The sequence below is a fragment of the Paenibacillus endophyticus genome (assembly GCF_014192395.1).
Classification (GTDB): Bacteria; Bacillota; Bacilli; order Paenibacillales; family Paenibacillaceae; genus Pristimantibacillus; species Pristimantibacillus endophyticus.
In genome coordinates this window covers 99,389-112,144 of sequence record NZ_JACHXW010000011.1, presented here as the reverse complement: position 1 = coordinate 112,144, position 12,756 = coordinate 99,389, and the positions used below count along the sequence as shown (strand labels likewise).

At 50.0% G+C, this 12,756-nt stretch carries 12 protein-coding genes; 8 read left to right on the top strand and 4 right to left on the bottom strand.

All coding sequences use genetic code 11. The annotated features are described in order from the left end of the window. Positions 1 to 11 precede the first annotated feature (11 nt). The 3 genes from FHS16_RS32260 to FHS16_RS18260 all read left to right on the top strand — a co-directional run bounded on the left by FHS16_RS32260 (position 12) and on the right by FHS16_RS18260 (position 3,442). Positions 12 to 878 carry a response regulator transcription factor gene (locus tag FHS16_RS32260; protein WP_183565670.1) on the top strand — a complete coding sequence of 289 codons (867 nt, stop codon included), beginning with the start codon at positions 12 to 14 and terminating at the stop codon, positions 876 to 878. Continuing rightward, a complete protein-coding gene (locus FHS16_RS18265) occupies positions 875 to 2,269 on the top strand; it encodes a sensor histidine kinase (RefSeq protein WP_183565666.1) in 1,395 nt (464 codons plus the stop codon). Before FHS16_RS32260 ends, FHS16_RS18265 begins: the two co-directional genes overlap by 4 nt. 351 nt (positions 2,270 to 2,620) lie before the next feature. Next, positions 2,621 to 3,442 (top strand): alpha/beta hydrolase, encoded by an 822-nt coding sequence (locus FHS16_RS18260; RefSeq protein ID WP_183565664.1) that lies wholly within the window; start codon positions 2,621 to 2,623, stop codon positions 3,440 to 3,442. A 39-nt stretch (positions 3,443 to 3,481) separates the two neighbouring features. Here FHS16_RS18260 and FHS16_RS18255 read toward each other — a convergent pair whose 3' ends face one another. From FHS16_RS18255 to FHS16_RS18245, 3 genes are read right to left on the bottom strand one after another with little or no spacing between them, the layout of a single operon-like run. Next, the gene (locus FHS16_RS18255; RefSeq protein WP_183565659.1) at positions 3,482 to 4,642 is read right to left on the bottom strand and encodes a Ger(x)C family spore germination protein; all 1,161 of its coding nucleotides are present in this window, start codon (positions 4,640 to 4,642) and stop codon (positions 3,482 to 3,484) included. Beyond that, entirely contained in the window at positions 4,639 to 6,129 is a 1,491-nt protein-coding gene (locus FHS16_RS18250; protein WP_312890966.1) for a spore germination protein, read from the bottom strand. The genes FHS16_RS18255 and FHS16_RS18250 overlap by 4 nt, the downstream gene beginning before the upstream one ends. After that, positions 6,113 to 7,222 (bottom strand): endospore germination permease, encoded by a 1,110-nt coding sequence (locus FHS16_RS18245; RefSeq protein WP_183565655.1) that lies wholly within the window; start codon positions 7,220 to 7,222, stop codon positions 6,113 to 6,115. The genes FHS16_RS18250 and FHS16_RS18245 overlap by 17 nt, the downstream gene beginning before the upstream one ends. Before the next feature lie 169 nt (positions 7,223 to 7,391). Here FHS16_RS18245 and FHS16_RS18240 point away from each other — a divergent pair, with 169 nt between their 5' ends. From FHS16_RS18240 to FHS16_RS18230, 3 genes are all read left to right on the top strand, one after another. Beyond that, the gene (locus tag FHS16_RS18240; protein WP_183565652.1) at positions 7,392 to 8,465 is read left to right on the top strand and encodes a DUF3048 domain-containing protein; all 1,074 of its coding nucleotides are present in this window, start codon (positions 7,392 to 7,394) and stop codon (positions 8,463 to 8,465) included. Positions 8,466 to 8,688: 223 nt separating this feature from the next. Then, the gene (locus tag FHS16_RS18235; protein ID WP_183565649.1) at positions 8,689 to 9,300 is read left to right on the top strand and encodes a DUF47 domain-containing protein; all 612 of its coding nucleotides are present in this window, start codon (positions 8,689 to 8,691) and stop codon (positions 9,298 to 9,300) included. A 24-nt stretch (positions 9,301 to 9,324) separates the two neighbouring features. Continuing rightward, on the top strand, positions 9,325 to 10,320 hold the full coding sequence (locus FHS16_RS18230) for an inorganic phosphate transporter (RefSeq protein WP_183565646.1): 996 nt from the start codon (positions 9,325 to 9,327) through the stop codon (positions 10,318 to 10,320). A 569-nt stretch (positions 10,321 to 10,889) separates the two neighbouring features. Here FHS16_RS18230 and FHS16_RS18225 read toward each other — a convergent pair. Next, positions 10,890 to 11,426: a tyrosine protein kinase gene (locus FHS16_RS18225; protein WP_183565643.1), complete on the bottom strand. Its 537-nt coding sequence runs from the start codon at positions 11,424 to 11,426 to the stop codon at positions 10,890 to 10,892. Positions 11,427 to 11,662: 236 nt separating this feature from the next. Here FHS16_RS18225 and FHS16_RS18220 point away from each other — a divergent pair, with 236 nt between their 5' ends. Together FHS16_RS18220 and FHS16_RS18215 are read left to right on the top strand one after the other, a co-directional pair. Continuing rightward, positions 11,663 to 11,953 (top strand): YerC/YecD family TrpR-related protein, encoded by a 291-nt coding sequence (locus FHS16_RS18220; protein ID WP_183565641.1) that lies wholly within the window; start codon positions 11,663 to 11,665, stop codon positions 11,951 to 11,953. Positions 11,954 to 11,964: 11 nt separating this feature from the next. Next, complete coding sequence (locus FHS16_RS18215) at positions 11,965 to 12,747, top strand: sirohydrochlorin chelatase (protein ID WP_183565638.1); 783 nt, start codon at positions 11,965 to 11,967, stop codon at positions 12,745 to 12,747. Positions 12,748 to 12,756 lie beyond the last annotated feature (9 nt).

Below are 12,756 nucleotides of genomic sequence, written 5' to 3'. Positions count from 1 at the left end.
TGCTTTGCATTATGCGTATATTATTGTTGGAGGACGAGGAGTCCATTCGCGGCTTCGTCCGCATTAATCTAAAGCGCAACGATATGGAAGTCATTGAAGCGGAGACGGGTGAAGCAGCGCTCGCGCTTGCTGCAAATGAAGGACATATCGATATTGCGCTGCTTGACGTTATGCTTCCGACCATTAGCGGGTTTGAGGTATGCGAGCAGCTCCGTGCCTTGTATCCTCGGATGGGCATCATTATGCTCACGGCGAAATCGCAGGAAGAGGACAAAATTCACGGGCTGGAGTTGGGCGCAGACGATTACGTACAGAAGCCCTTCAGTCCTGGCGAGCTCATCGCCAGAATCAAATCGCTCTACCGGCGCATGAAGCCGGGGCTTCCGGAACCGGCGGTTCAAGCAGCTCCGGTGCAAGACCAGCTGGCCGATCGAGGAGCTGCAGTAGAGCTTGGCGCCAGTTACCATTATAAGCAATCGGAAAGCGTATTGTCCGCATCCGGCATGAACGGACCGCAAAGCGTGCTGCCGCCTGCGCAGGCGCCCATTCCTTACATGAATGTTCATCAAGAACTTATTGTGCATCCGTTCCGGCTTTCGGTAGCGGAGCGTAAGCTTTGGAAACAGCATAAAGAAATTATACTCACCCCCACAGAATGGACGCTGGTTAGACTACTCATGGAGCGCGTCGGAGAGAGTGTCAGCCGCGATCATATCTTGACAGAGGTATGGGGAAGATACTACGTCGGCGATCTGAAGGTCGTTGACGTAAACATACGTAGAATTCGCCAAAAAATCGAAAAAAACCCATCTGATCCCGCCTTTATTGAGACGGTATGGGGCTATGGCTATCGATGGAAGCGGAGCAACGACGAATGAAAAGCGTACAAACGCGAATGGTATGGAGCTACTTGCTGCTTATCGTACTTGTCGTCAGCGTGCTCGGGGGCGGATTCGCCGCCTTGATGTGGAATTACTATTACGGCAGTGCCCAGAGCTCCGTCAAGCAGCGAGCAGAATCAGCCCTTTCCCTTCACAGCCGCTCGCTGTCTTCCCTTACGGTGAAGGACCAAGGCGATTATATGCTGCAATATATGGTCGAGAGCGGCACGAGATTGCAATTGCTGGATAGCACGGGTCAAATTCGTATCGACTCGGATGGATTTGCGCCTGATATCCGTTATAGTACCGCCGATGTGAAAACGGCAATCGCGGGTGGAACGGGGAGCTGGCGCGGCATAGATCCGTATTATGGCGAACGGGTTATGTCTGTGACCATCCCGCTTTGGAATGAGACTCGCGTCGTGTCCATGCTTCGTTATTCGGCTTCATTGGGGCAGGTCGATGCGATGGTCAGCCTGCTCATTCGAATGGCATCAGCGGTAGGCATCGGCGTCATCCTGCTCTTTCTTGGACTTAGTCTCATACTTGCCCAGCGCATAGTGAAACCGATTCGAGAGCTTACCAGAGCCGCGCGTTATATGGCGGAGGGAGACTGGACACGCCGAGCGATTCAGCGCAATGACGATGAAATTGGCCAGCTTGCCGAAACCTTCAACGTAATGGTAATGGAGCTGAGCAAACGAGAGAAGCTGAAGGATGATTTCATTTCGTCCATATCCCATGAACTGCGCACGCCGCTCACTTCCATTAAGGGCTGGAGCGAAACGCTCAAGGAAAGCGAGCCGACCGAGGATGATGAAGAGGTAAAGCTTGGATTGTCGATTATAAGCAAGGAAACGGAACGCTTATCGGGACTGGTTGAGGATTTGCTCGATTTCTCGAAGCTTTCCGCACGGACGATGGAGCTGCATAAAGAGGTGCTTGATTTCAACGGTCCGGTGAAGGAGACCGTGAACCAGCTGGCCGTTCGGGAGGAGCATACGCGTGTCAGAATATTGGCTACTTATGACAAGAGTCCAATCGTCGTCAAGGGAGATGCCAACCGGTTGAAGCAGGTCATTATCAATCTCATTGATAATGCGCTCAAATTTACGCCTGCGGGCGGAACGATTCGAGTGGTTACGAGAGCGGAGCATGAGGCAGCCATGCTTACGGTATCGGATTCCGGCTGCGGAATCGAAGCGGAGGACTTGCCGCATGTTACGGAGAAGTTTTACAAAGCAAGTACGGGTCAAGGAGGCTCGGGACTTGGACTTGCCATTTGCAAGGAAATTATTGAGCTCCACGGCGGTCAGCTTACGATCGACAGCGAACGTGGAGCCGGAACCATTGTGACGATACGAGTACCGCTCATGCGTGAGGAATAGCCGCGTTCCTCAGCCTGCGGCGTTATCCGTATCGTCGTCAATCTTTGTAAAAGAGCATCTTGCGTTTCGCAATAACATAAGCGATTGCGATAATAATACCAAGCGTTAGCGCGACAGAAAACCAGTGATCCTTTAGCCACGCAATCCATAAGGGCATAGTTTTGCACCTCCAAAACATGATATAATGCCAAACATATGCATAGTATGTCCCATTTCTCAGCATCGTAAGAGATGCCGTAATATTTTAAAGCCGAGATTGACAGGGATAGAGCATGGATGCTATTATGGCTTTAATTAAATCAAAGTAAACGGGTAGGAATTATTATATATTGAGATTGGGAGGTTGGCTGGATGGAAAAGCACTTGACGCTGCGACATAACGAGCTTGAGCTTGCGGCAACGCTGCATTACCCTACTGACGGAAACAAAACAGAATCTGAGAAACGACAAGCGATTATCATTTGTCATGGATTTATTGGCTCGCGCGTCGGCGTGGATCGATTGTTCGTGAAAACTTCTCGCGCGCTAGCAGCGCAAGGCTCTTACGTTCTGCGTTTTGACTACGGCGGCTGCGGAGAGAGCAACGGCGACTATGGTTCGCTTGGCTTTGATTCCATGGTTGACCAGACAAGAAGCGCGATCGATTATATCGCCAGTATGGAATGCGTTGACCCGCGTAGAATTGTATTGCTTGGACATAGCCTAGGGGGTGCGGTTGCGATTATGACGGCAGTTAAGGATAAGCGCGCCAAGCGGCTTGTGCTTTGGTCGCCGGTTGCTTACCCATTCAATGATATCGTACGAATTGTCGGTCGCAGCAGCTATGATGATGCGGTTACGGCAGGCAGCTCGGACTATCAAGGCTACACGCTGCAGCCCGTTTTCTTCGAATCGCTGCTTCAGCATCAGCCGTTCCAAGCGGCCACGAGATTCGGAGGCGAGGTACTGCTCGTACACGGAACGAGCGATGAGCTCATTCCCGTCGATTACAGCTTCCTGTACCAGAAGGTGTTCTGGACACGCAGTGATGGAATATGCGACAAGGAAATTATTTTTCAAGCGAATCATACGTATTCCACCAGCAGCCATCAGGAGGAAGCGATCCGGGTAACCTCAGATTGGCTGAACGGCCTGGATAAGCAGCAGGAAGAATGGCATCACTGGAGCATATAACAAATAAGAGGCAAGCTCTGCATGTAGGAGCTTGCCTCTTTATTTGACCTGCCGTTTGAATTTGCCGTTATAGATAATATTTACTTTCACGTTGAGCGCTTCAATGGAGTTGGCGTGGATAACGAGCTCCTTGCCGTCGTTCGACAGCTTCTTCCACAGCTTGGGATGCTTTAAGCGCAGCTTATGGCCAAGCTCAAAGGGGTCGACACCGATCTTCAAGCCTTCTTTGTAGGTGTCCATAATTTGCTTTTTAATCGTATCCTCGGCTAATTGCATCATCTCTGAATAGGGCATTTCCGCGAGGTATTCAAACATGCCCCCCACATAGCTAACCTTAATACGGAATCGAACGTCTTCTCCTCGTACGAGCGGAGTAATTTTGATTTTCGGACGCAGGATGATGAGCTGCCCATATACCTTCCCATCTTTCTTTAGGATGAGCGGAGCGCTTTCCATGCTGGGTACGAGCCAGTGGTAACCTTCAAGCTTAGCGCGTGATATAAATCCTTTGATTTGGTTGCCATATTCAAAAAAAGCGCCGTTAATCATGAGCATCGGCTTGCCTATCTGACTCTCATGCCACTGTGTGTCGTTCAAGCTGAGGCTTGGCAAATAGGCTGTGGCTGACGGCTCGTTGAAGATGGAGATGTATTTGAAAAACAGCATGGGCGGATAGGTTGAATTCTGCTCATAGTTGCTCTGCGGATCATGCATGATCGAAGCCAGCGGCGACAGCTTGAAGAAAGGCGTTGCCGCCAGCAGCTTTTCAAGCGGTGAACGCGTACCGTAAATCCACGCGTTATAGCGAATTTCCGGATAGCGGTTGATCATCTCCGCAAGGCTGTCCCCCTTCGCCTTGAGGGCGCGCTCCGTCAAAATAATAGACGATACATGCCCCCACGAGAGCTTGAATTGCGCTGTTTTGAACAGATCGGTGATCGCGGAGATAAGTGATTCACCTTTGCCTTTTCCGATCCAAACGACCGCCTGTTCATTCGCTTTGCCGCCTGCCTCCGTCTTGGCGATGTTCGAGAAATCGAGCAGCTGTATGTACACGTTGAATTGATTATCCACGAAATCAATGCCCATCGCTTTGACATAGCTGACGCTTTGGATTTCGGTAGCGCTCCAGCAGCCGGGCAAGGTGAGAATGGCAGCCAAAGCGCCAAGCAACGCAAGGAGGCGGACCCTTCTAATCATGGCTCATTCCCATCCTTTCTAGGCTTCTGCGTATGCAAGTAATCAGGTCTTCGTTTGTTCAGTCTAAAGGGCAGCTTCAGAATGGAAACGGCTAGCTGCTTTATGTTAAGCGGAGCGGCGGGAGCCAGATAGGGAACGCCATAGGATTGTATCGTCGTTAAATAGATGACAAATAGGATTATAGAAAGAATAAACCCGTACATCCCGAGTATCGACGCCATAAAAAAAGAAGCGAATCGAAGCAGTATCGTTGTGCTCGTGAGCACCTGATTGACGAGTGTCGAGCCGGATACGACGGTAATCGCCGTTACGACGATCATAAGCGGAGATATCATGCCTGCTCGGATAGCTGCATCCCCGATAATTAAGCCTCCAACGACAGTCAAAGTCTGGCCGATGGAACTTGGCAGCCTCACGCCGGCTTCACGGAACAGCTCCATCAAGCACATGATAAAAAACATTTCCAGCGGCGATTCCATTGGCAGTCCGTGCCGGCCCGATGAAATGGTAGCAAGCAGCGGGAATGGAACTTGATCCGTGTGAAAGGTAGTGAGGGCAATATACAACCCGGGCAGAAAAATGGTCATGAGTAAACCTACAAACCTAAGAATACGCCCCATGTTAGCAGACATGGCGGGAAAATAGGCATCCTCGGGCGATTTCATGAGCAGGAACAAGTTCACAGGTGCAATGATACAGGTCGGATTGCCGTCAACCAGAATGATGAAGCGGCCATTCAATAAGCATTCCGCCGCGAAATCGGGACGGCCAGTATAATCATTGGCCGGAAACAAGGTGAACAGCGCGGGATCAAGCATCTCTTCAAGCTCTCCGATGGAAATAAGCTTCTCCACGCTGATTGCGTTAAGCTTATGGTTGATATGGGTGATCATCTCTTGATCCGCGATATCTTCGATATAGAGCAGAGCTGTTTTGGTAAGCGTCCTGGAACCGATTACGTAATATTGGCAAGCGAGCATATCCGACCGTAATCGTCTTCGGATAAGGGAGACGTTAATGGCGACCTGCTCGACAAAGCCATCCTTAGGTCCCCGAATCGATACCTCCGTAGACGATTCGTTTGGCTCACGGTTCGGGAAGTTCTCGATATTTATGGTCCATAACGATTGCAGCGACGGCACGCAGAAGATGAGATGCCCCTCGAACACGTAGGAAGCAAGCATCTTGCGATCCAGTGCTTGATGCGCCAAGTCATGGGAATGCCATTGCAGCTTGGCGCTGCGCTGCATATCCTCCCGCCTGAGGAAGCGGGTCTGCTCGAATAGCTCGCCAAGCTCAGGCATGATGACATCGTTAATGATTTTGGTATCAGTCATCCCCATGCAATAAATGAATACGGCTTGAACCGAGGCGGGGGCCGATCCGTACATCTGGGTGTTGACCATTACGTCATTGGAGGATGCAAACCAAGCGCGAAGCTTGTGCTCATCCAAAAATTCGGCAGATTCATTACTGTTCGGGGTCACGGATCGTTTTCTCCTTTCTTGAGCTTCGGAGCAGCAGCGTGAATGCTAGAAAGAAGGTCAGTGCCGTTACATACACAGCGCTCACAGGGAAATAAACGCGGGTCAAAAACGCGAGCGTATCTTGGTCGCGCCAAGGATAGAACGCGATGATTGTAATCAATAGAGAGAAAATAGCTAGCGAAAGCAGCCGCTTTCTCGGTTTACGAATGTTAAGCATATCGGTCATTAAATATAGGGAAATGGCAATTCTGGCAAAAGAGCCGCAGAGCCATTGATAGATCGATAGGAAATCGACATGCTGCAGCAGCTTGCCGATATTGACAATCTTCCACTGTTCAAAGGCGGTGTGCCGCTGCTTGGCGGCTTCAAGCGGGCCGAATTCCGTGATGGCGCCGATCGTGGGACCAATGACCATGCCTAGCATGAACAAGGCGAGCAGCATGAGATGCCACCAGCGCATTTTACTGCGAAGCTGGTGCTGGAACAGCAGCAGCACCCATAGCTCCATGAGTCCTGCCAGTGCATAAAACATGCCGTTAATGGCCGGTTGTGGACCATGTTCGAGAATAGGAAACAGCAGGCTGTAATCTTTGTACTTCGTGTTGGCTATGGATACGAAATAACCTAGCACAATGACTAGCGGGAGCAGAATGCTCGATGTCATGGCAATCGTGCGCAGCCCGGCATATGCAGCAAGCATGGATACAACCGTTGCAGTAACAATAACGACGGAAAAAGGCGTCTGCTGCATATAGGTGGCTACTGTCCAGGCGGATGTATCGTGCAGCGTGTAGGAAGCAGAAACAAAGAGGAGCATTACCGCCGATAACCGAAAGATCCAAGACGGAACGATGCCGAATTGTCTCTCCAGCCAATCTGGAAGGCGTTCGCCGTGAAGCTGCTTCAATATGCCGAATAAGATAAGCACCCACAGCAAAAAGAACGGTGCGGCGCAAATAACCGACAGCCAGGAATCGCGCTTGGCTACGCCAAGAATCAACGGGATAGACATGACATGGGACACGAGTCCCGCGCTTAGCAATAAGATCGAGAAGGATAACCAAATGCTGATGAGTCCGTTTCTCCTGTTCATAGCAGCACCCTCTTTCTGGCAGGAGATATCGTTACCATGTGCAATTTATGGGTTTTCTAATCAGGTTATCAACATTTTTGTCGAGACAACCTCTCCAAATTATGTTTAAATGAATCTAATGTGAAAACGAAATCATGCTAGATTTAGCGCGGAAAAGGCAGGTTAACATATGGATAAACAAATCCGGAATTCGGCAGTGACGCTGCTATTATCACTAACCCTCCTACTCTCCGCATGCAGCGGGGGCAATGGCGGGAACAGCCATACGCCGCCTGAGCCAGAGAGCAGCGTTTCACCGAGCAGCACAGCAGAGACGATAGAAAAGGCGCCTCTGCCGTATGAAGCGCCGCTCACCGGGCTCAAGCTGGAGAAGCCGGCAGAAGCAAGGCCGATTGTCGTGATGATTAACAATTTTGCCGCAGCAAGGCCGCAGTCCGGACTTTCGAACGCCGATGTGGTGTGGGAGGTGCTCGCTGAGGGCGGCATCACGCGTTTGATTGCCGTATTTCAGAGCACAGCTGCCTTAACCGATACGATAGGACCCATTCGAAGCATAAGGCCTTATCTCATAGACATTGGCGACAGCTACGGAGCCGTGCTTGCCCACGCAGGCGCGAGCACGGACGGTTATGCAGTTCTGCAGCGTCAGGGAAAGCCTTATTTGGATGAAATCTCGAATGCTGGCAGCTATTTCTGGAGAAGCAAGGAGCGGAAAGCGCCGCATAATTTGTATTCAAGTTTGGAGAAGCTTCGCACGGGCGCGGAGAAGAAAAAATACAGCTTGGATAAGCAGGTCCCGCCGTATACGTTTGCGGAAGCGGGCTCCACGGAAGCGGGAGTGCCAGCTTCGGACATTACCATTTCTTTTTTGCTCAAAAATTATAGTGTAGGTTACTTGTACGATTCTGCTGCGGGATTGTACAAGCGCTCAATCGGAGGCAAGCCGCATATCGATCTGAACAACAATGAGCAGCTGTCCGGAACGAATCTGGTCGTGCTTGGAGCCAATCATAAGACGCTGGATAATGAGGGACGGTTAGCTGTAGATATGGCGAGCGAGGGACCTGCTATTCTCTTCCAGAAGGGGAAGGCCATCGAAGCGGATTGGGTGAGGGCGCCGGACGGCATGATTCGAATCGTTAAGGATGGAGCAGAATTGCCTTTTGTTCCCGGAAAAACCTTCTTTCATATCGTGCCGAACAATCCCACTTTCGAAAGCCATGTTTCTTGGGTACAAACGTAGCACATTGGAGACACTGTTAACAGGCGTTAACGGATGGGCTTCCAAGGTGTAAAAAGGACGCAATCCCGTAAGCGGGATCGCGTCTTTTTTATATTTATTTTGAAAATCTAAAACTTTTCATAAAACCTTTACATTCTCTTAACAATTCACATGTAAACTATGTTAAGATATTGTGGGCTCATAGCAGTACGCCTAAACATCAAGTCGTGTAAAGGGGATTACGATGTTCAAGAAAAAGGATATTTTCTTTAAGACGTTCGAGGAGATGGCTGACGCAATCGTCGAGGCCGTTGAGTACTTCGGCAAAGGCTTGTCAGACCTGTCGGATGTTTCGGCTTTCGCCAAGACCATGAAGGAATACGAGAGCAAGTGCGACAAACATGTACACACGATTTTGAAAGAGCTGAACAAAACGTTCATCACTCCGATTGAGCGCGAAGATATTATGGCCCTTACGTCCTCGCTTGACGATGTGCTTGACGGCATTGAAGCTTGCGCATCACGTTTTGAAATGTACAATATTCGGGAGAAGGATGAGTACATAACCCTATTCGGCGATATTCTTGTTCGTTCCTCTCACCAAATCAAGAAGGCGATCTACCTGCTTACGGAGCGCAAACTGCTTGCCATTCGCGAGCCTAACATTGCGCTTAATGAGCTGGAGAACCAAGCTGATGACCTGCTGCGTGTCTGCATTAAAAGCTTATTCACGAATGTCAAAGATCCAATTGAGCTGATGAAGCGCAAAGAGATTTACGAGATGCTGGAGCAAACGACCGACTTCTGCGAAGATGTTGCCAATACGCTGGAATCGATCATTATGCGTAACAGCTAATCTGGAGAGTAGGAGTCTTTCACAATGGATTTAATGGTTCTATGGATTGTCGTCTTTCTAGCGCTTTCGTTTGATTTTATAAATGGTTTCCATGATACGGCTAATGCCATTGCAACAGCCGTATCGACCCGGGCCTTGAAGCCGAGGGTTGCCATCGTGATGGCTGCCGTGATGAACTTCGTTGGTGCAATTACCTTTACGGGTGTCGCGGCTACAATCGGGAAAGGCGTTGCGAATCCCGCTGAGCTTGAGCAGGGGGTTCCGATCGTAATAGCGGCACTCTTGTCCGCGATTGCTTGGAACTTGCTCACCTGGTGGTTCGGCATTCCGTCCTCATCTTCACATGCATTGATCGGTTCCCTGGCGGGTGCCGTAATCGGCGGAGCAGGCATGAGCGCAATTAATGGCGGCGGATTGATTAAGATCGTTCAAGCACTTATCTTCTCGCCGCTTATCGCGTTCTCTGCGGGCTTTATCATCATGTGGATACTGAAATTAATATTTGCCAAGTCGAGCCCGCATCAAGTGAACAAAGGCTTCCGATTTGGTCAGATTATTACCGCGGCGTTCCAATCGTTCTCGCACGGCACGAACGACGCGCAGAAAGCGATGGGTATTATCGTATTTGCGCTCGTAGCCTCGGATGTTCAAACGACAATGGACGTACCGCTTTGGGTTAAAATTTCCGCGGCGACCGCTATGGCACTCGGCACATCGGTTGGCGGCTGGAAAATTATTAAGACCATGGGTACGAAAATTTTCAAAATTGAGCCGATTAACGGCTTTGCCGCAGATATTGGTTCCGCTGTCGTTATATTGACAGCAACGATGATTCACCTGCCCGTTAGTACGACGCATGTTATCACCTCGTCCATTCTGGGCGTAGGCAGCGCGAAGCGCTTCTCTGCCGTGAAATGGGGAGTTGCGGGACGTATCATTGTCGCCTGGATCATCACGATTCCGATTACGGTGTTAATGGCGATGTTCTTCTATTGGATTATTCATTTCTTCTTCCTATAGAAGGAGTGAACCGGATAGTGAGGAAAACCTCACTCGCCATGAGCGAAAGCTCGTGGGGAATGAGCTTCTCCTCACTATTTTTTGTGTTGTCTTGGAAGCTGTGGACAACTATTATCGAAATGGCGCGAAAATTGCGTATATTCACATAGTTAATAACAGCTGTGCATGGAATCGCCATAGGCTTAGCAAGACCTGGTGATTAAGGGAGCCGAGCTGTGGATGAACGCATTTTTTGGCTAAAATCACCTAAGCAGTCAAAAGGATATTCACATCGCATGAACAGCTGTGCATGGAATAGGCAATAAAGCTGGCGAAGGTTGTCGAAGGTTGCGCTTGTGCACAGGCGATTCTGGTTAATGAGCAGAGAATATGTGATAATGACTGTGGATAGGATGCGGTTTATGTTATCCACAGCCGGATAACTTCATATTCGATGTGTGAAATTGTGAATAAACGCTTCAATAAATACACCTCGGCTATCAGCATGTATTGCTGATAGCCGAGGTGCTTCATTTGGAAGGATGCAGCTTACTTATATCCAAAACGTATGTGAACGGAACATTCGTAAATTACCTGCGGCGTTTGGGCTTGCGGCGGCGCACGCCATTGTTCCCGCTGCCTGAGCCTGAAGTGGGTTTGCGACGCTTCCGGCGTTTTGGTTTCCATTCACCTTCATCGTCATCCTCAGACGAGCTTGACGATTTTTTACCGAATGAGCCCATAAGCACTTTCACAAGAGGGGCCATCTGTGAGACGCTGGACATAACCTTCTGTACTTTCGTAACCGTCGTAAGAATGCCGTCTATTCCGCCGATTCGGTCGACGAAGCCTTTGATCTCGCCTAGGCTGGCAAGGGAGAAGCCGCTTGCTTTGGTGCTGGCGGGCGTTTCGACCACATCGGCCGACGCTTCCGGTAAAACCGCGGGCAGGATATCCTGCGCTGACGGCTCTGGTGCTGCAGGAGGCATGGTAGGGAGGTCCCCGCCAAAGCTGAAGCCGCTCGACTTCGCGCCGGACGACTTGCTCGGCTGGGCTTGCGCCTGCCGGTGGCCGCCGTGCCAGTCGTACTGCTGGCTGCCGCTGCCGGGATTATTGCGATAATTCACACGGATCACAACCCTTCTTTTATAACAGTCTATGGGATAGGCGAACATACGGATTGGACGAATGTCACGGGTTTTGGAATTTTTTATAGATAAATGCCCTGTGCTTGTATGCGCATGCCTGTCTGCAGGGCGCTAGGACCATCATCTCAGCTGCAATGCGTGAATACGGTAATGTTTGAAAAAAACGGTTAAAAAAGATACAATAGTAACATTAGTTTTAATAGGAGTGAATACACATGCAGCTTAAAAAGCTGAACGATAAAGCAATAGATCAATTATTCGAAGCGATTCTTACATTAAAGTCAGTCGAGGAATGTTATGTGTTTTTTGATGATCTGTGCACGGTGAATGAGATTCAGTCCATGTCCCAAAGGCTTGAAGTAGCGCGCATGCTTGGCAAGGGCAGTACATACAATGCAATTGAAGCAGAAACTGGCGCGAGCACGGCAACGATTTCAAGGGTGAAGCGTTGTTTGAACTATGGCAATGATGGGTATAAAATGGCTTTAGAGCGTCTCGGAAGGTAGGTAGTCCTTCGATGAAGCCAGGCATTCTCGTGATTAGTCACGGCTCTCGGGAAGAGGCGTGGGTTAAGCTGGTTGATGATGCCATAACGAGGGCAGCGGCTTCACCTCGCTTATTACATATTCCAATCGTATCGTCGTTTCTCGAAATTGTGGAGGGACGGCTTATTCAGGATGGCATTGATGCGCTTGAGCATCAGGGTGTTACGGATCTATTCGTATTGCCTCTGTTTATTTCGTCCGGCAGTACGCATGTGGATGAAATCGGGCAAGCGTTCGGCTTCCCTTGGCTGACAGATCTCGAAGGAGATCTTGGTCTATTTCGTGTCGCAGCGAATGTAGTGTATGGCGAGCCGATAGATGATGACCCAGAGATCGCCGAGCTGCTTGCGGCGAATATTGCCGAGCTCTCAGAAGCACGCGAGAAGGAAGCGCTGCTGCTTATCGGACACGGCAGCAAAGAACCCGTATTTCATGAACGCTGGCAAGCAGGCTTGATGAAGCTTGGTGAGCGCTTGCGAACGCATGGCGGCTATAGGCGCGCAGAACATGCGATGCTGCTTCCCGACCAAGCAGCTGCGAAGCTTGCTGCGATGCAGATAGCGAATCCTGAGGAAACGGTAATTGTCGTGCCGTTGTTTCTAAGCCGGGGCTATTTCACGAATCATGTTATACCGACGCGGCTCGAGGGGCTTTCTTACCGGTACAACGGCAAGGCGATGCTGCCGAGCAGCGCGATTGAAAGCTGGCTTACCCGTCAGATGGAAGAGGGTCTGCAGCGTTTAGATAAAAGCTAAAGCATATAA